Raw genomic sequence first — 19,056 nt, 5'->3', positions numbered from 1 at the left:
GCCTGCGTACGTGTCGCCCCACCGCTACCGGGGTCTACCTGATGTCCCTTTGCCGCCTGTCAGGCACCAAAGCCGCCCGCACAAATTAACCGGGATATACTCGGCGCGATCATTAGGTTAGTTTCTGGAAAAGCTTTAACTTCCAGCAGGGGAACTCACACCTGACGGCAACCAATTCCCTCTATGGAACCGAGAGGCCTATCTCACCCAAACCCTTGGCCTCTGTGGCGAATGCCACACACCACGAAACCCTGATGGCAGCACCGTTCGCAATCGGTTTCTGGCAAGCACCTGCGGGAACCAAAAGGCAAAGACCTCCAACACATCACAGGGTCCAGGGGGCATGGCTGAGGTGGTCCGCAGCACTACCAGTAAACTTTCCGCCTATGACCCGAATGCAATGAGTAAGTATTTCCCGACAGTACCAACCCGCCCCATCACTGATGATGCAATCCCAACCAGATCCAACTAGAGTCTAAGTCCGTTACAGGATAGACAGCGCTTGCACGGAAACGGCTCTAATTTCTTCTCAAAAAAATGCAAAGAACTACGTTTTCATACGCCTCTACACCTAAGGCTCTTATAAATAATTAGCGGGTTATCAAGCTAATTAAGTCATCCTTGAAGTATCAAGCTGAGGATCTGGTTCCTTGAACCTTTCAGATCTGATTCTCCGCCCATTATCTGGAATAATCATACAGATTTTCCGCTAACCTTATCCAAGCACAATAAAACCAAGCTAACAACTTGGCTAAATTATATCCTGCTGCCGCCAAAACCATATCAGCTTCATTACCATATTCAGCTTTAAGGTAGTTTCGACTTAGCCTATTTGCAATCCCCCCGAAAAGTAATCGAGTTTTTAAGTAGAGACTTTTATGATGTTAATCAGAGGAAGTTTTTATGAAGAAGTCGAAGTTTTCGGACAGTCAAATTTTGTCCATCTTGAAGCAGCACGAAGCCGGTATTTCGGTGTCAGAGCTGGCGTGCGAGCACGGGGTTAGCACGGCACTGATTTATCAGTGCCGTGCCAAATACGGTGGAATGGATGCCTCCCTGATGAAAGAGGTCAAAGATCTACGTGCTGAGAATGCCCGACTTAAGAAGATGTACGCAGAAGAGCGGATCAAAGCGGAACTGCGACAGGAAGCCCTTGAGGGAAAGTTGTAGCGCCATCTCGTCGAAGGGGGATGGCGAAGCACACCGTGAGCCGTGATGGTATCAGTATCCGTTTAGCCTAGCTTTGGTTTGTGCTTTCTGTATCTACGCAATGTGAAAGGCTATGGCTGGAACCACAAGCGGGTGTATCGCATTTATCGGGAGTTAGAACTTAACCTTCGGATTAAGCCCCGAAAACGGATCAAACGGGATTATCCCGGGGAGTTGGATGTGCCCAAGGCAAAGAATCAAGTCTGGTCGATGGATTTTATGTCAGACCAGCTTCGTGATGGGCACCACTTCCGTACGTTCAATGTGATGGATGATTACAACCGTGAAGGGCTGGGAATTGAAGTGGATTTATCACTACCCTCATCGCGCGTGGTTCGGGCGCTAGAGCAAATCATTGAGTGGCGTGGAAAACCAGCGGCACTGCGGTGTGACAACGGGCCAGAGTATCTTAGTCAAACCCTGGTGAACTGGGCGAATGCGCACCGAATTACCTTGCTGTATATCCAACCGGGTAAGCCGACACAGAATGCCTGTATTGAGCGATTTAACCGCACAGCGAAGCATGAATGGTTGGACATGCACCCGTTTGAGAGCACTCCGCATGCCTGGTTATTAGCCACTCAGTAGCTTTGGCAATACAATAACGAAAAGCCACATATGGCCATTGGAGGAGTACCTCCGAGGCAACTGCTAAAGGCAGCTTAACCCTCTATTTAAAACTCAGGTTATAAATGGGGGATTACAAATTGTCTGATCTAAGGTGCCCAATAACCGGCTCGATAGCGGTTCGGCGCTTCATCCAGAGGGTGTAACGATTTCCGTGTAACTGCCCGGGTTAAATGTACTCCGCCAAGCGTTCTTCGAACTCAATCATAAATCTATTCAGTGCTGGTTTCCAATTGCGAATCGGCATGGTCCATTTTTTTGATGCTTGCTGCACCGCCAGGTACACCACTTTCATTGACGAGTCGTCGGTCGGAAATAGCTTCCGTTTTTTTAATTGCCTTGCGAACCACGCCGTTCATTGACTCGATGGCATTGGTTGTGTAGATTGCCCTGCTGATGTCCTCAGGGTAGCCAAACAGGGTATTAAGATTGTGCCAGTGGCTACGCCACGAACGGCTGAGCTGGGGATATTTGTCGTCCCATCGGTTAGAGAAATTATCAAGTTCCAGTAGCACTTCATCTTCGGTGACAAACTTATATATTTTCTTCAGGTCTGCCGCCACTGCCTTGTAGTCTTTCCAGGGCACATACTTCATCGAGTTGCGCACCATGTGAACAATACAGAGCTGGACCTGAGTCTCGGGAAACGCTGTATTGATTGCGTCTGGAAAGCACTTCAGGCCATCGATACAGGCTATCAGTATATCCTTCACGCCGCGATTCTGGAGCTCTGTGAGTACATTGAGCCAGAACTTGGCACCCTCATTCTCTGACAGCCAGAGCCCCAACAATTCCTTGTGGCCCTCCATGTTCACGCCCAGTGCCAGATAAATTGCCTTATTGATCACTTTCTTGTCTTGCCGGATTTTTACGACAATACAATCCAGGTAAATAATGGGATAGACCGCATCCAGTGGCCTAGATGGCCATTCAATCACTTGTTCAATAACAGCGTCAGTCACTTTGGAAATCAAGGTGGCGGGGACATCAGCACCGTACATTTCTTTAACGGTCGTGACGATTTCTCATGTTGTCATGCCCTGGGCATACAAGAAAATAATCCTGTCGTCCATGGAAGTAAATCGACGCTGGTGTTTTTTAACGAGCTTGGGCTCGAAACTCCCAGCTCTGTCGCGTGGTGTATCGAGCTCGAACTGGCCAGCTTCCGTTCGGTTAGTCTTACTGGCATAGCCGTTGCGGTTATTGGCAGCTGCGGACTGCTCGTGCCTTTCAAAGCCAAGATGATCATCTAACTCAGCGTTCAGTGCCGCTTCGGTCGTAATCTTGGTTAGCATCTGCTGGAAGTCTTTGTGGTCGTCTTCCGTCTTGATATTTTTAGCGGCCGCATGAGCGATCGCCTGTAGTTCTTTCTTGTTCAATAGTGCTTATCCTCACCCTTGTCTGGGTTTAATGATAGGCAGTTACACAGAATTCAGGACACCCTCTTTATCCATTTTCGGGTTGATCAAGCCGCCCTCTTAGGGAGCCTGCCACAGATCTTAACGTTAATTTCATCGCCTACGCGGGCTCAGAGTAGACCTAATGCACAATATGCACTCTTGAGTTTTCGGCTGCTCAAACTCTCCGCTTGTTCAAGTGGCCACCAAGGGTGTATGCCCATCATAAGGATTACCCGTCAAACGCCATGCGCCAACTAACCAGTTGCCTTTGGATCCGGTCACGAATGAGGCTTTATTGCCAAACTCGTAGCGCTTCTATACTGTGCCTTACACTCAATGTCTCTCATCACTTGGCCCAAACGTTTTAAGTTTTCCAGTCTGCCTCGCCGAACGTTTCATCTGCTGAGCATGAGAATATCGTCCTTGCATGATCAAGGCGTTTTTCCTACCTTGACATACCTCTGGCGTTATTTGGTGCCGCAGACACCAATAGATCACGCATTTTATGGTAGATGTTGGAAAGATGATGGCCTCCTACTGAGCAGTGGTGTCCACACTGACGTCCTCTAACTCACGCAAGCTCATTGCTTTAGTATTCAGCGCTAGCTCGATGGTTTGTTTCAACAGCGCGTCAAATTTATTACCGACCCGGTTGCGCCAACGAAACAGTCTGGAGGGGTGTAAGGGGAGTTTGTGTTGCAGCTATTGAGATCCATACAGAGTACGGCCAATATAGTTTTTTAACCCAGCGTTTCACAACGCTCTCATTAAAGGTGTACTTGAGGTAATGTAGGCCCGCCAGTGAGCGAGTAAGTAACGGGGGCTGGCCGGCATCTTCGTTGTAAATAACATCAATGCCAACCTCAAGTTTTTCCCAGTTCATCTTCTCGGATAACCGCACCAGTAGGTGCGAGAGGTTTAAGATCTGAGAAAGTTATGGATGGAATAGATCAGTACTATTATCTGGTTTTTGTGGTTTCATGTTTGCAAGGTTTTGATGATGGAGGTGGTGGAGACTCTGTTCTGCAAACCATTTTATCATAATATAGCTTATTAATTAATATTAATCATGTGATTGTACATAATTTATGGCGGCTTATAATTGATTCTTGGATAAAGCCGCCAACTATTTAGTGTAACTGCTCAGTAAAGCCATAAAGCGTTCCTTTACGCACTTGGCTGCCTTGCGAGAGGGTGTAGACTTTTAAAAAGTTTACTGCCAATAAAGTCAACCCGCTGAGTGCAACCGATTCATCACCCGCTGAAATTCGCCATCCAGAATACACTCCAGCGCCCGCTCACCCTCATCCAGAGCATCCTCGATAGCATCAGCATCCTGGCGTGAAGGACAACCCAGGACATGATCAACTACCTGCTTTGCATTACCAGGATGATCAATACCGATACGCAAACGCCAGAAATCACGCCCACCCATGGCACTCATAATATCCCGCAGGCCATTATGACCCGCATGCCCGCCATCCGGTTTCAGGCGCAGCACGCCAGGCGGCAGATCAAGCTCGTCATAAGCTACAAGAATCTGTTCCAGGGAAATTTTGAAATAGTTGGCCAGACTAGAAACAGACTGACCACTACGATTCATAAAAGTAGTTGGCTTCAATAGCCAGCACTCCCGGCCAGCGACGTTTATACGGCAGTTCTGGCCATGAAATTTCGACTCACTTTTAAATACACCGCCATGCCGACGAGCCAGCAGATCGACAAACCAAAATCCCGCATTGTGACGGGTCCCTTCATACTGGCCGCCCGGATTGCCCAAGCCGACGATAAGACGAATAGATGACATCTTGTCCAGACACCAGAGTAGGATAACTATATTTAAGTAAGAAATACCGTGCAGTATATTGCGAGAGAGTATGGACGAATTGACAACTTACAGACAGGGAAGCCGAGCTTCGGAATCGAAGTCTGAACTGCCATCGATCCCAAAGCCGGCTGAATCGGCTACTCTTACTCTTCCTCAGTATCTGCAGCCTCTTCTCCACCCTCAGCTTCACCTTGGCCTTCTTCAGCCTCGCCCTCATCGACAACATGGGCAGCATGGACGGAAGCAACAGGCATATCAGCCTCATCGCCCTGAGCCATGGCAGGTAATTCAATACCTTCAGGCAACACCAGTTCGGACATCATGACTGCATCGCCAATCTCCATTGAGGACATTTCGACCTCAATAAACTCAGGCAGATCCTTAGGCAGACAGCTCACTTCGACATAGGTAACGAGATGGGAAGAAGCACCGCCCATTTTGATACCAGGACAACCTTCTTCGCCAACAAAGTGCAACGGAACTAGAGTCTTAAGCCTCTCCTTGGCACTTACACGCAAGAAATCCACGTGCATAAGGAAGGGTTTACCAGGGTGGCGCTGCAAGTCTTTCAGAATCACTTGCTGTTTCTTACCACCTATCTTCAGACTCAGAATATGGGAATAGAAAGCCTCGTGCTCCAAATGCTGACTCAGCTCATTGTGGGAAAGGGCAATCATTACCGGATCTTTACGGGCGCCGTAGACAATGCCAGGTACCTGGCCAGTGTGACGCAGGCGGCGGCTCGCACCCTTCCCTGTGTCACTGCGCGGCTCCGCATCAATTTCAAAAAGTTCGCTCATGATTTTCTCCAAATCATCTGTTAGTAAAAAATCACCGCAGCTCCGCGACCAGAACTGCGGTGAAAAGTTAAATTTTTTAATGCCGGCAAGTCAGTCCATAAACAGCGAGCTAACTGACTCATCATTGGCAACCCGACGCATCGTTTCTGCCAGCAGCTCGGCAATACTGATCTGCCGGATCTTGCTACAAACCTGGGCTTCAGAGTGCAGCGGAATAGTATTTGAAACCACTAATTCATCCAACTCTGAAGCAGAAATGTTGCTGATTGCCGAACCAGAGAGCACAGGATGGGTACAGTAAGCAACCACCCGTTCGGCCCCCTTCTCTTTCAATGCCCTGGCCGCCTTACAAAGCGTCCCGGCAGTGTCAACCAGATCATCGATCAATACACAGGTGCGCCCCTGGACATCACCAATAATATTCATCACCTGAGACTCATTGGCCTTGGGGCGCCGCTTATCGATAATCGCCAAGTCGGCGTCATCCAGCTGCTTGGCCAAGGCACGAGCCCGGACCACGCCTCCCACATCAGGTGATACCACCATCAGACTAGGATACTTCTGCCGCCAGACATCACCTAGCAAAATGGGCAGCGCGTAGATATTATCTACCGGTATATCAAAAAAGCCCTGAATCTGATCCGCATGAAGATCCACCGTAATAACCCTGTCAGCACCGGCTGCAGCCAGCTGCTTGGCTACCAATCTGGCTGTGATCGGCACTCTTGCGGAGCGGGGCCGGCGATCTTGCCGGGCATATCCAAAGTAGGGCATGACTGCAGTGATCTTCCCCGCCGATGCCCATCGCAATGCATCAATCAGCACCAACAACTCCATCAGGTTGTCATTGGTAGGCTGGGATGTGGACTGCACGATATAGACATCCCGTCCACGCAAACTCTCTTGAATCTCGGCCATCACTTCACCATCGCTGAAGCAACCGACCGTGGCTTTGCCCAGAGGCAGGCTCAAACGCCCGATGATCTCAGCAACAAGCTCAGGATTGGCATTTCCCGAAAACACCATCATACCGCTGGCAGACACTGTGCAACCCTCTGTAGCGAGAACGATAAAGCTGAAAATAGCCCGGACGGCTTACCACCGTCCCGACAGACCGCCCCTGCGACCTCTTAAAGTTGGCTGGGGCGGCAGGATTCGAACCTGCGTATGCCGGGATCAAAACCCGGTGCCTAGCCGCTTGGCGACGCCCCAATAAATCATCCACTGGACCACATATGCTCTTCATGCGCTCTGGCAATGAGTGGCGAGCGGTTGAGACCACGAGCAACAAAGCCCTGTAATCCTACCGGTAATTCACCGAGCAATCTGCGCGCTTTTGACTCGTCATCAAAAGCTGCAAAAACACAAACGCCCGTGCCGGTCAACTTTGGCACCGCAAACTGCCCAAGCCACTCAAGGGCTAGGGCCACGTCAGGATAACGTCGACTCACCACGGGCAGACAGTCATTCAATGCACTGCCGGCAAAATAGTCGGCTATTGTCATCCGCGGAGAGTTCCGTGTCAATTCCTGATCAGAAAAAACTGCTGCGGTGGAGACATGGCAAGGAGGGATGAGCACAAGATACCAGGGTTCAAGCAGCTCCAGTGCAATCAATTCCTCGCCGACCCCTTCCGCCCAAGCCGCTTTCCCAAGGATAAAAACAGGCACATCGGCTCCCAGGGCCAATCCTAATCGGGCTAATTCAGACCGACTGAGCTGGGTATTCCAAATCAGGTTAAGGGCAACCAGGGTGGTTGCCGCATCGGAGCTTCCGCCACCCAGACCGCCACCCATGGGCAGTTGTTTCTCCAGATGGATATCAACTCCGGCAGAGGTAGCGGTTGCCTGCTGCAAAACTTTGGCGGCTTTCACCACCAAATCATCGGACTCAGGCACACCGGGGATTGTCGAGACGCGCCTTATCAAGGCATCGTCTCTCGGCTGAAAATCAAGCCAGTCACCAATATCTAGAAACTGAAAAACGGTCTGGAGCAGATGATAGCCATCGCTGCGCTGACCAATAATTCTCAGCATCAGGTTCAGCTTTGCCGGCGCTGGCCAGAAGCGCACGTTTTCGACCTTCACGGCGCCAAGCGCTGCATCACCTCAAGTATGTGCTTACTCTCAGGATCCTGATCCAAAACACCCTGCCAGACTTTACCTGCCTGCTCGTGGTCCCCGGTCACCCACAGCACCTCTCCGTAGTGCGCTGCAATCTCCGAATCCGGCAATGTCTCAAATGCCTGTCGCAGATAACGCAGTGCCTCCTGGTGATTACCCAACCGGTACTGAACCCACCCCATGCTATCCAGAAAAGCCGGTTCATCGTGCTTGATCTCAAGGGCGCGCTGAATCAACCCCAATGCTTCCTGTACCCGCTCCGCCTGGTCTGCAAGAGTATAACCAAACGCGTTGAGAGCGCCTGCATGCTTCGGGTTACTGGCAATTATTTTCCCTAGGTCCCTCTCCATAATATCCAGACGATTTTGACTGACGGCAAACAAACCCCGGGCATACAACAGCTCGACGTTCTCTGGATGTCCTTCAAGCGCCTTGTCATAGAGGCTCATCACCTGCCCAGGATTACCATAATCCCTCAGCAATGTGGCTTCCAACAGAAACAGCTGCACAGACTGCTTGGGGGTGCGTATCCGCAGCCCCTGAAGCCGCTCACGCGCCTCCTGGAGCTGCCCCTGGCCCGCCATCAGGCGGGCAGTACGGACCTGGGCCTTGTAGCGGTATTTACCCTTATTCACCTTCCGATACCACTCGATGGCCTGCTTCGGTTGGGACCCACCCTCTCTGAGCCGGCCCAGGTAATAGGCGGCGATATCGGCGCGTTTCCGTAACGTATAGAGCTGCTTGAAGTGCTTTTCCGCCGCCTCTTTCCTGTCCAGCTCTAGTGCCAGTATCCCGAGCCGGTAACTGGCGCTTTCATCTTCGGGGTCAAGTGTTTGCAATTTCAGAAAACAGTCATAAGCCTGCTGCATCTGTTTGCTGTCGACCAACATCCAGGCATAGGCGGCAACCAGCATCGGCTCATCCGGATTTTTATCCACTGCACCGGCCAGCAACTCTCTCGCCTCGGCTTTTCTGCCTTGGGCAACATACACTCGACTCAGCACCAGATAGCTCTTGAGCCACTGTGGATGGCGTTTCAGTAACACCATTGTCTCATTCTCAGCAACGGCATACAGCTTATGGTTCAGCGCAGTCAGCGAAAGGGCATGCCAGCCCCGGGGGTCGTCGGTATAGGCCTCGGCAAGGCGCCGCATCAGGCCAATTGCTACATCCGGTTTCAGGTCACGGCTAGCGGTCGCCATAGCATGGAGAAAACCGTTCTCTTTTTTACTTTCGCTAATCTCGACAATGGCCTTAAGCTGCTCAAACGCCGCCTCCCGCCTATTGGCTTTCAGATAGAGCACCACAGCAAGCTGTCTGGCAGCAAGATCGTTAGGGGTCAGTTGCACCCACTTGTTAACCGCGTTTACCGCCCACACAGTCTCTTTAATATGCAGTGCGATCCGGGCAGCCCGCTCTGCAGCCTTAGCGTCACCTGCCAGCGCCGCCACTGCCATCTGATGCCCGTAAGCCCTGGTCATCTCTCCCCGCTGCATGGCAACTTCACCCGCCAGCACATTGAATACCATATCAGGGGTCAGACCTTTGGCTGGCTGAACTGGCGCCTGAAACGGCATCGCTATCGTATCAGCTGCACCAACGGCACCTGTGCCCTGGGGTTCGCCAGTAGTAAGAGGATCTTGCTTTTCAGGTGCACTGCTACAGCCTGCAACCAGCGCAGCAAGCAATACCAATATCAATCTTTGAGTCGATAACTGCATCCATACCTACTAGGCCCGGTCAGACGGGCCAGCTTATAAAATGGGCCAATTTCACCTGAATCAAGTTCTCTTATACGCTATTCTTGTCGCTCTATTCTACATTCGGCTTGAATTCAGCCCATTGATAATTCAAAATTTCGGTTCCCGGCAGCGCGAAGGAGAGTGAATAAAACGATATTTCGAGCAGATTTTTCTGATTGCTTTCAGTCTATAGCATATACTGCAAGGTTGATAACAAAAGAAAAATCAAACTGCCCCCCCACTTTTACCAGCTATTATTCACGAAGACGCTTACTCATTTAAGCCAATAAAGCTCTTATGTCATTGCTAACACTCGGCCTCAATCACAAAACCGCCCCCCTAGGCATCCGGGAGAGGGTTACTTTTGGCCCGGATATTATTGTGGGCGCGCTACGCAGCCTCTCCGAGTGCCCGGGGATCATGGAGTCAGCGATCATCTCCACCTGCAACAGGATGGAGATATACTGCGACACTCAGGGAATTGGCCAGGAAGATATCAGCCTCTGGCTGAGCAAATTTCATGGCCTCGAGCTGGAGACCATCATCCCCCATCTTTATGGCCACGAAGGGCGAAAATGTGTCCACCACCTCCTGAGGGTTGCCAGCGGCCTGGATTCAATGGTTCTTGGTGAACCGCAAATTCTCGGGCAGGTAAAACAAGGTTTTCATACAGCAAATGAGGCAGCCACTACCGGCAAACTGCTGGGAAGGCTGTTCCAACACACCTTTTCCGTTGCCAAACAGGTGCGCACAGATACCGCCATAGGCCACAGCCCGGTCTCCGTCGCCTTTGCCGCCGCCAGCCTGGCGCGACAGATTTTCGGCGATCTCTCGGAGCAGACCGCTCTGCTGATTGGCGCCGGTGAGACCATCGAACTGGCGGCACGCCACCTGAATCAGAACGGAATCAAACAGATTATCGTGGCCAATCGCACGCTGGAGCGTGCCCATAATCTAGCCAACCAGTTCAACGGCTATGCCATTGCACTGACTGAGATACCATCACATCTGGCTGAGGCGGATATCGTCATCTCCTCCACAGCCAGCCCCCTGCCTGTGCTGGGTAAAGGCACCGTGGAGAGCGCCCTGAAAAAGCGCAGGCATCAACCCATGTTTATGGTGGATATCGCGGTCCCACGTGATATTGAAGCCGAAATAGCCGAGCTGAGCGATGTCTACCTGTATACCGTCGATGACCTGCAGGAGATTATTGAGGAAAACCTTCGCTCACGTCAGGAAGCCGCTAAACAGGCCCAGGAAATTATCGACCTGCATACTGAAGAGTTCATGGGATGGCTGCGCTCTCTGGACGCTGTTGGCATGATCCAGAACTATCGCGGGCAGGCCGAAAAAACCCGGGATGAGGTACTGGGGCACGCCCTGAGACACCTGGCCAACGGCAAATCAGCTGAAGAGTCCCTGAACTTTCTAGCCCATACCTTAACCAATAAGCTGCTGCACACGCCAAGCACACAGATCCGCCAGGCCGGTTTCGAGGGTCACACAGAGCTGCTGAACGCAGCGAACACCTTATTTCAGATTAAAGATAACCGCAGTAAATGAAGCCGTCCATCCAAAGCAAGCTGGAACAGATCACCGAGCGATTCGAGGAGATCACCGCACTACTGGCCGATCCTGACGTACAAAGCGAGCAGAATCGCTTCCGCAACCTGAGCCAGGAGTACGCCAAACTGGAGCCGGTCGTCTCCTGTTACAACCGGTACCGGGATCTTGAGGGGGAGATCGACAGCATTCATGAAATGCTGGATGACCCTGAGATGGTCGAACTGGCAAAAGAGGAGCTGGCTGAATCCCAGGCCCGGAAAGCAATACTGGAGCCGGAATTACAGTTGCTGCTGATTCCAGCCGACCCTAACGACGAACGCAATATCTTCCTTGAAGTGCGCGCCGGAACCGGCGGTGCAGAGGCGGCGCTGTTTGCCGGCGATCTTTTGCGCATGTATTTGCGATATGCTGAGCAGCAGGGGTGGCTATCGGAAACTATCAGTGAAAGCCTGGGTGAGCAAGGCGGTTATAAAGAGGCTATCACCCGAATCAGCGGTCGTAACGTATATTCACGCCTGAAGTTTGAATCAGGCACTCATCGTGTCCAGCGGGTCCCGGAAACCGAATCACAAGGCCGCATTCACACCTCAGCCTGCACCGTTGCCATCCTCGCCGAGGCAGAGGCGATTGATGAGGTGCGAATCAATAGCAACGACCTGCGTATCGACACCTACCGCGCCTCTGGGGCAGGCGGCCAGCATGTCAACAAAACAGATTCCGCAGTCCGTATTACCCACCTCCCCTCGGGCATAGTGGTAGAGTGCCAGGACGAACGATCACAACACAAAAACAAGGCCCGCGCCATGTCCCTGTTACAAGCCAGACTGCTGTCAGGCCTGCAGAAGAAGCAGACCAATAAGCAAGCTGCGGCACGCAAGCTCCAGGTAGGGAGCGGTGACCGCTCCGAACGCATACGTACCTACAACTATCCACAAAACAGAGTGACTGACCACCGCATCAGCCTCACGCTCTATAAGTTGGATGAGATCATGACCGGTGTACTGGATCAGGTAATCGACCCACTGGCCCGTGAGCACCAGGCTGAACTGTTGGCTGACAACGAGGCTTGAAGCACCCCTTCTGAGGTTCCAAAAAACCGCTCAAGTATGGCGTAATGCAAACCAAACAACCTTACACGATCAATCAGGCATTGCACCAAGCGGCAGATCGACTCAGCCGGTTACCGGATGCAGAACCGAGAATGGATGCAGAAGTACTCCTGGCCCATCTCCTGGACGTCTCACGCACTCATCTGTTCGCCTGGCCGGAGAAGGCACTTACTCCCGAGCAACAAACACACTTTAATAGCCTGATAGCAGAGCGCCTCAAAGGGAAACCTCTGGCCTATATCACGGGATGGAGAGAGTTCTGGTCTCTTGAGTTTGAAGTGACTCCAGCCACCCTGATCCCCCGCCCGGAAACTGAAATACTGGTTGAGCGGGCTCTGGAACTCATTCCCAAAAACACCCCTGCCCAAGTAACCGACCTTGGCACCGGCAGCGGTGCGATAGCAGCTGCGATTGCCAGTGAGCGACCGCTAACCGATGTATTGGCAAGCGACCTCTCCGAAAAATCACTGGCTGTCGCCCAAAAAAACTTCCAACGGCTCCAGCTTGGCAGCATTGACTCACGCCTTGGCAGTTGGTGTCAGGCACTCCCCCGGGATATAGATTTTGATCTGATTCTGAGCAACCCACCCTATGTGGCAGAAGGCGATCCTCATCTTGAGAAGAACGGCCTCCCTTGGGAACCGGATTGTGCTCTCACATCGGGATTAGATGGATTGGATGACATACACAAAATCATCACACAAGCGCGACAACACCTGAAGCCTGGAGGGCGTTTGCTGCTGGAACATGGATGGGATCAAGGCCCATCAGTGCGTGAGCTAATGGCATCCACCGGGTATCAGGCAATTTCCACGCGGCAGGATCTGGCAGGCAGAGACAGGGTAACCGAGGGCTGTGTGCCTTGTTGGAAACCGCTTGCAGAGACAGTGTATTAACCACTCATTTGCGTCCACCCAGGAACTCATAATTCACCACAAAGCGCACAGCATGTTATCAATAACGCCACACAAATTTGCAAGTGGGTATCACCACACCCCTCTTGAGAACATACTATACGCTTCGTGGTGAAAACGACATTTCTGAGAGAAGAGCAGCTAAGGTGTCTCTGATCAATTCATGAATCGGCGGCTCACTAATTTTTGCCCTAAAACTTGAAAAATCCCGCATAACGATTAGGCTTTACCGATATGGATATAGCACAATCGGAAATCATAAAGCAGCGGGAGATTGTCTTCGCAGAGATGCACCCGAATCCTGATCAGGCAAAAACAGCAGTACTCCTGCTCACCGGGATCGAAGGGATACTGACTGCGGAAAGAGAGGAGCCAACCCTACTCAGCATACGCTACAACCTGATGCAGGTATCCCTGGAACAGATAGAAAGCGCCCTCATCGAAACCGGGTTCCACCTCAACAGCAAGCTGATCTTTAAACTGCGGCGAGCGCTTTACTACTACACAGAAGAGACCCAGCGCGCGAACTGCGGTTGCCAGCGTGGCGACAACGGATGCACCCGAAAGATTTTCGTCAACCGCTATCAGCAGATGGACCACCGCTGCCGTGATCACCGCCCTGAATACTGGCGGAAATATCTCTAAAATAAGCTTCGAATAGTCAGGAATAGGGTGCTAGGATTAGTCAATTTTAGCCATCTTGCGTACCTGTTTCAATGAATGATGAGCAGCTCCTGCGGTACAGTCGCCAAATTATGCTTCCCTCTATCGGCATCGAGGGGCAGGAAAAACTACTGACGTCCAGAGTGTTGATCATCGGCCTCGGGGGACTTGGCTCGCTTGCAGCTATGTATCTGGCGGCCGCGGGCGTTGGCCATCTGATACTGGCCGATTTTGATAAAGTGGATCTCAGCAATCTGCAGCGCCAGATCATTCACTCCACAGAGAGTATCGGCAAGCTCAAGGTGGAGTCAGCACAAAGCACACTGCTCGCCATCAACCCAGACTGCCGGATCGAGACCATCAGCAAACTCCTCAATGAAACTGAGCTGCTGGCCCATGTAAGGAGTGCTAGTCTGGTGATCGACGGTACCGATAATTTCACCACCCGTTTCATGGTGAACGATGCCTGCGTCACAACCCGAACCCCGTTGGTATCCGGTGCTGCTATCCGCCTTGAGGGACAGGTTTCCGTCTTTACCGGCCAGCCGGGAGACCCATGTTACCGCTGCCTTTACGGAGATGGTCGCGACATGGATGAAACCTGCTCGGAAAATGGCGTACTGGCCCCGCTCGTTGGCATCATTGGCAGCTTACAGGCCACTGAAGCTATAAAGGTACTGGCCGGCGTTGGGGCACCCCTGATAGGACGGCTACTACTACTGGATGCACTGGATATGCAGTGGCGCACATTGAAACTCAAAGCAGACCACGCTTGCCCAACCTGTAGCGGCAGAGAATAAACCACAGATGGCAACACTCGACCAGACCACCCGCAACTACCTGAGAAAACTGCGCCAGGATATAGTTTTTAGTGAAACTACACGGGACCAGCACCTCACCTACCACACAACCTGGGGACTTTTCTCGCCGAAAAATCTCGACCATGGCAGCCTGCTGCTGCTGGACTACCTGCAGATAAACGAGGACGACGATACACTTGATCTCGGTTGCGGCTATGGACCACTCGGTCTTACCATGGCTCGGCTTGCCCCCAAGGGGAACAGTTTGCTGATCGACAAGGACTTTGTCGCCGTGGACTACTCCCGAAAAAATGCTGAGCTGAATAACATCAAAAATGCTGAAGTGATTCTCAGTAATGGCTTCTCACAAGTAGAGGACCGCCAATTTGACCTAATCGTCTCTAATCTTCCTGCAAAAACGGGAAAAGAGCTCTACTACCTCTACTTTTACGATGCCCTTGAGCGACTAAACCCTGGCGGACACATCTACGTCGTCACCATCTCAGGCCTGAGAAAATTCATCCAGAGGGCCTTTCAGGAGGTTTTCGGTAACTATAAAAAGCTCAAGCAAGGCCGGACGTATACCGTTGCCGTAGCACAATTGCCCAAATAACCACTATAATTTTACGTCTTTTACCTAATTGAGAGGGTAAATATCACCCAGCCACTCCCTCAGGATAAAGATTCAGCCCTCCAAGGTGGAAGTAGGTTGCATTGGCAAACCGCTTCTGTTGCGGAAACCTCTGCTATGCACCTTGGTCATCTTGATTCGGCTGTTGAGACCTTCTGACAGACCATTACTTACTTCCAAAACAACAGCGTTCAATATTCCCCACAGATGATCCTTGATTGTTCCCGGCCACTGCACACTGCCCATGACAACCACCGCTCACAGCCTTTCCTTGCCTATGTCTTGAGAGTGACATGGCAAACTCTTTGACCCCACAGGCACGGGCAGTCTCCAGCGTGCTGTCACGTAGCACCTTGAACCGTAATTTCGGTCTGCGCGTCATGTTCTCCGGGTTGTAGAGCCTATCATAACTAGCGGCCTTTAAGGCCCTCATAGCCTTCAGCCACCAGCGCTTTGTGCTCTTGGCGGCGTACCTTGTCCACCGCCTCACCGAGGTGCTTGGCGGCATAGGATTTATCGAAGGCAAGCTTTTCAGTGTGGCATTGATAAAGGCTGGCCACATATCCATAGAGACACGCTCTATCGCTTCTCCTTTGTCAGACTTTCGTACCATGTGCTTTGAGCATTGGCCTTTTTGCGGTCACTGCCCACGTGCAACACTGTACCTGCATCCTGGTCTGATAAGACTGTTACATAATCATGGCGTTTCTTGAAGGCCGTCTCATCAACACCTATACGTGTTGAGCTGATCTCTTTTCTACGTGCCAGCCCTCGCTTAACCGCTCGCTGCATAATTCCATCAATGGCATTCCAACTCAGCCCCATCAATCGGGAGACTGCCGAGATGGACTCCTCTTTCAACCAGTCGATCACCAGTACCTCAAACATTGCAGTAAATCCAGAGCCCGGTAAGATCTGCTCCACAGGTTGAATAACACTGCTTGGCACCTGCTCAACGTGTACCGTTACCTCTCTGACAGAGCCAACTCTACACTGCTAACCTGCCAAAGGATTTGGGCGTATAGATCCTCACCTCTATAATAGGAGAGTAGGTTAATCCGCCCACTCAATTAGGGGAAGAACCATTGAATGTTCATTATAAAAAACACCACGCAGCATGCGTCCCTGTCATGCTCCGCAAGGACAAGCGCCAGTACAGCGGCTCCCGATCAAACGAGTGTCACTGAATATGATTTCGGCCATTACGAATCAGGGTGAAGCACAGCTTCATGCTGTATGAGCCAGCCATGAATGCGAAAGTGCTGATCAAATTCCTAAAGGCACTGATTGAATCTACACCGGAGAAAGGTATTTCATTCTCATGGCCTTCGGCATAGCCATTGCCAGCAGAATCAGCGGTGAAAGCGCCAGCGGCAGTCTTGCCTTGCAATGGAGAGGTAACAGGGAGCGAGCATGGATGCATCCTTGTAGTGAGTGAAAGGTTTGAGCGCCACGATATCAAATGTTTAGGGGCGCATGTGTTGCCTTTCGCGCTTACCGACTTGCGTTTTTTCCTGTTTTACGGCTTGGAGAGTATCTTTAAGGTAAGCTGTAAACTCTTTAATTGTTCGCTGACCGAACTCGATAACGCGGTCAATCGTTCGAGCGATTGCGTTAACTGGTTGATCTGCTTCTGCTGCTCGATGCGCTCGTGTACGCTGTTCTGCTCTTCGTCCTGCTTCTTCAATGCCACGAGTAAGGCTTACTCTAGTTCGGTCATCTAGCTCCCCTCCCTGATTAAGCAGTAGATCTGAGCGGTTCACCAGCAAGATTGGAATTGCCATTTTTATGTTAAGCTTATGTTTTATATATAAATATAATCATTATTTAGGCTGTCATAGAAAGAGAACACGATCCTGTATGCGAACCTTGCAAAAGAGGCTTGAACGAGTGAAAAGTTACTCCAATGCGACACACATAAAGTACGCTGCCTAGTAAGTGTATTTGGCCGCTGGGTTAATAGTAGATAAGCCCTTTGGCTCCGCCATAGTATTGAGCAGATCGGCAACAACCTGTATCAGTCAAGTGTTTTTCAATTTCACTACAACGTCCCCCTATAAGCATGTATGTTCAGGGGCGATCCCCAGGTCGCCCAGCAAGAAATTGCTTTCCCTGCTCCATCAGCTCAACAAAACCTTTCTCATCGCCATCAAGTACCCGCCCTGCAACCTGGGTCACTGCATTGAGCAACGCGACCAAAGCACGCGGACTGAAGGCATTGAATGACTGTATCTCAAAGTAGAGGTAGGGGTTCTCTTCGGTCACACGACTGGCGATATCAAACTGTGCATCAAATGTGCTGCTTGAGAGTTTCGCCAGTGCCGAGGCGTCTTCGCCACTCTGGGCCAGCGCATTGAAAAATGCAATAGTGACCGCGTGGGATAAACCAAGAACGTAGGCCATTGCCCGGTCATGGCCATCGAGAGACATCTCGACTTGATCCACCATGGTCGAGGCAAACAATGATTTTGCCACCACCGTTGCCTCAGGCACCCCCAGATCCACAAAAATAACATTGCGACCTGATAACAACTCAGTATCTGGACCAAACATGGGATGAATCGAGGTCACCTTACATCCCGCGTGCTTCAAATCATCCAGCGCTGCCTTGAGCGGGCCCTTGAGTGAGCTTATATCGAAAATCACCCCGCTAGGCTTGCGTTTTGCCAACTCCTGCAAAATCTCCACTGTCCCGGTAATGGGCGCAGCAACCACAATCAACTCCTGGTCAAGATCTGCCGATGACAGACCAGAATAGTACTTGTATCCATCCTGTCCAGCTGTCGGGTCGCAGATCTCCACCTTATATCCTTGGGTCGTCAAAAAACGGACAAACCATTGCCCCATCTGCCCGGCACCGCCGATCACCAAAGCACGCTTACCATTGCCAGTGCCAAATGAGACCACTTTATCCTGCTCCTGGGTCGCGAGAGAGGCCCGGATAAGCAGGCGAAATATCGCCTCACCCAGATCTTCATCCATTTCCAAGCGCCGTGCCGTTTTCCGGGCCAGATCAAGGACCACTTTTTCTCTGGTATAGTCTCTGGTACCTCGCCCGGCGGAAGATTTTACCCGCCCGATCTCGGCCACAATCTCCTGGCGGCGAGCCACCATCTCCAGCAACTCTACATCTAGTCCGGACAGCTCTTTTCTCAGGCTTTCAAGATCCTGCATCTTTATATAATACCTATCGACAAATACAACTGTTCATTCCTGACCCACATCATATACAAAAGGCTGATGCTGGCTAGATAGTGTCGTCATGAGTTTAAATGAGTTGTATAATATTCAAGTTAACAACTAAAAACCAATAACACAATGACAACACCAGCACACAAAAGACACGACATAAACGACAACACATGAGAACTACTATCACCGTACCTTAGGGCAAAAAAGGATGCACGGTGGCATAGATGAAGATAACCGTTTATTTCTCAATGCGGTATTTTGGATTCTACGCACAGGCGCGCCGTGGCGCGACTTACCACCTAATTATGGTGATTGGAAGAATACCCATCGGCGTTTTTGTCGTTGGCAAGATAAAGGCATATGGGAAGATTTATTGTCCCAGATAATTGATGAGCCGGACTTTGAATGGATTAAGGACGGTCTGAAAAATTGAAGTTTTTCAGACCATCCTT

At 51.0% G+C, this 19,056-nt stretch carries 15 protein-coding genes, 1 tRNA gene and 4 pseudogenes; 8 read left to right on the top strand and 12 right to left on the bottom strand.

The features are described from left to right. Positions 1-903 precede the first annotated feature (903 nt). Positions 904-1,875: pseudogene (locus tag MN084_RS01785) on the top strand (IS3 family transposase). 130 nt (positions 1,876-2,005) lie between these two features. Here MN084_RS01785 and MN084_RS01780 read toward each other — a convergent pair. The 7 genes and pseudogenes from MN084_RS01780 to MN084_RS01750 form a co-directional block, all read right to left on the bottom strand. Further along, a pseudogene (locus MN084_RS01780) lies at positions 2,006-3,215 on the bottom strand (IS256 family transposase). A gap of 1,249 nt (positions 3,216-4,464) precedes the next feature. Beyond that, positions 4,465-5,043, bottom strand: coding sequence for an aminoacyl-tRNA hydrolase (pth, locus tag MN084_RS01775; RefSeq protein WP_241085089.1), 579 nt, complete (start codon positions 5,041-5,043; stop codon positions 4,465-4,467). Between the two features lie 164 nt (positions 5,044-5,207). Continuing rightward, positions 5,208-5,864: a 50S ribosomal protein L25/general stress protein Ctc gene (locus tag MN084_RS01770; RefSeq protein WP_241085090.1), complete on the bottom strand. Its 657-nt coding sequence runs from the start codon at positions 5,862-5,864 to the stop codon at positions 5,208-5,210. 90 nt (positions 5,865-5,954) lie between these two features. Further along, a complete protein-coding gene (locus tag MN084_RS01765; protein ID WP_320416332.1) occupies positions 5,955-6,908 on the bottom strand; it encodes a ribose-phosphate diphosphokinase in 954 nt (317 codons plus the stop codon). A 93-nt stretch (positions 6,909-7,001) separates the two neighbouring features. Continuing rightward, a tRNA-Gln gene (locus tag MN084_RS01760) sits at positions 7,002-7,076 on the bottom strand. A gap of 5 nt (positions 7,077-7,081) precedes the next feature. Then, on the bottom strand, positions 7,082-7,951 hold the full coding sequence (ispE, locus tag MN084_RS01755; RefSeq protein WP_320416333.1) for a 4-(cytidine 5'-diphospho)-2-C-methyl-D-erythritol kinase: 870 nt from the start codon (positions 7,949-7,951) through the stop codon (positions 7,082-7,084). Continuing rightward, positions 7,948-9,708 carry a tetratricopeptide repeat protein gene (locus tag MN084_RS01750; protein ID WP_330178284.1) on the bottom strand — a complete coding sequence of 587 codons (1,761 nt, stop codon included), beginning with the start codon at positions 9,706-9,708 and terminating at the stop codon, positions 7,948-7,950. The genes ispE and MN084_RS01750 overlap by 4 nt, the downstream gene beginning before the upstream one ends. A 318-nt stretch (positions 9,709-10,026) precedes the next feature. Between MN084_RS01750 and hemA the strand changes: the two genes are divergently transcribed. The 6 genes from hemA to MN084_RS01720 all read left to right on the top strand — a co-directional run bounded on the left by hemA (position 10,027) and on the right by MN084_RS01720 (position 15,394). After that, positions 10,027-11,292 carry a glutamyl-tRNA reductase gene (hemA, locus tag MN084_RS01745; RefSeq protein WP_241085092.1) on the top strand — a complete coding sequence of 422 codons (1,266 nt, stop codon included), beginning with the start codon at positions 10,027-10,029 and terminating at the stop codon, positions 11,290-11,292. Beyond that, entirely contained in the window at positions 11,289-12,365 is a 1,077-nt protein-coding gene (gene prfA / locus MN084_RS01740; protein WP_241085093.1) for a peptide chain release factor 1, read from the top strand. The genes hemA and prfA overlap by 4 nt, the downstream gene beginning before the upstream one ends. Before the next feature lie 44 nt (positions 12,366-12,409). Next, on the top strand, positions 12,410-13,300 hold the full coding sequence (gene prmC, locus MN084_RS01735; RefSeq protein WP_241085094.1) for a peptide chain release factor N(5)-glutamine methyltransferase: 891 nt from the start codon (positions 12,410-12,412) through the stop codon (positions 13,298-13,300). Between the two features lie 252 nt (positions 13,301-13,552). Further along, entirely contained in the window at positions 13,553-13,963 is a 411-nt protein-coding gene (locus MN084_RS01730; RefSeq protein ID WP_241085095.1) for a hypothetical protein, read from the top strand. Between the two features lie 71 nt (positions 13,964-14,034). Next, entirely contained in the window at positions 14,035-14,781 is a 747-nt protein-coding gene (locus MN084_RS01725; RefSeq protein WP_241085096.1) for a HesA/MoeB/ThiF family protein, read from the top strand. Between the two features lie 7 nt (positions 14,782-14,788). Further along, the gene (locus MN084_RS01720) at positions 14,789-15,394 is read left to right on the top strand and encodes a class I SAM-dependent methyltransferase (RefSeq protein ID WP_241085097.1); all 606 of its coding nucleotides are present in this window, start codon (positions 14,789-14,791) and stop codon (positions 15,392-15,394) included. Positions 15,395-15,466: 72 nt separating this feature from the next. Here MN084_RS01720 and MN084_RS01715 read toward each other — a convergent pair whose 3' ends face one another. The 5 genes and pseudogenes from MN084_RS01715 to MN084_RS01690 form a co-directional block, all read right to left on the bottom strand. Continuing rightward, positions 15,467-15,658, bottom strand: coding sequence for a transposase (locus MN084_RS01715; RefSeq protein WP_241085098.1), 192 nt, complete (start codon positions 15,656-15,658; stop codon positions 15,467-15,469). Continuing rightward, a pseudogene (locus MN084_RS19110) lies at positions 15,579-16,300 on the bottom strand (ISL3 family transposase). The gene MN084_RS01715 and the pseudogene MN084_RS19110 overlap by 80 nt, the downstream one beginning before the upstream one ends. A gap of 292 nt (positions 16,301-16,592) precedes the next feature. After that, a complete protein-coding gene (locus MN084_RS01700; RefSeq protein ID WP_241085101.1) occupies positions 16,593-16,802 on the bottom strand; it encodes a hypothetical protein in 210 nt (69 codons plus the stop codon). Positions 16,803-16,931: 129 nt separating this feature from the next. Next, positions 16,932-17,105, bottom strand: a complete 174-nt coding sequence (locus tag MN084_RS01695; RefSeq protein WP_241085102.1) for a hypothetical protein — start codon at positions 17,103-17,105, stop codon at positions 16,932-16,934. Between the two features lie 377 nt (positions 17,106-17,482). Continuing rightward, positions 17,483-18,586, bottom strand: a complete 1,104-nt coding sequence (locus MN084_RS01690) for a prephenate dehydrogenase/arogenate dehydrogenase family protein (RefSeq protein WP_241085103.1) — start codon at positions 18,584-18,586, stop codon at positions 17,483-17,485. Between the two features lie 144 nt (positions 18,587-18,730). Here MN084_RS01690 and MN084_RS01685 point away from each other — a divergent pair. Continuing rightward, positions 18,731-19,016, top strand: a pseudogene (locus tag MN084_RS01685) (transposase); the annotation flags it as partial. Between the last annotated feature and the right edge of the window lie 40 nt (positions 19,017-19,056).

Source organism: Candidatus Vondammii sp. HM_W22 (genome assembly GCF_022530855.2).
Taxonomy (GTDB): Bacteria; Pseudomonadota; Gammaproteobacteria; order Chromatiales; family Chromatiaceae; genus Vondammii.
The sequence above is the reverse complement of the archived record's forward strand: the minus strand, read 5'-3'. Positions and strand labels throughout refer to the sequence as shown.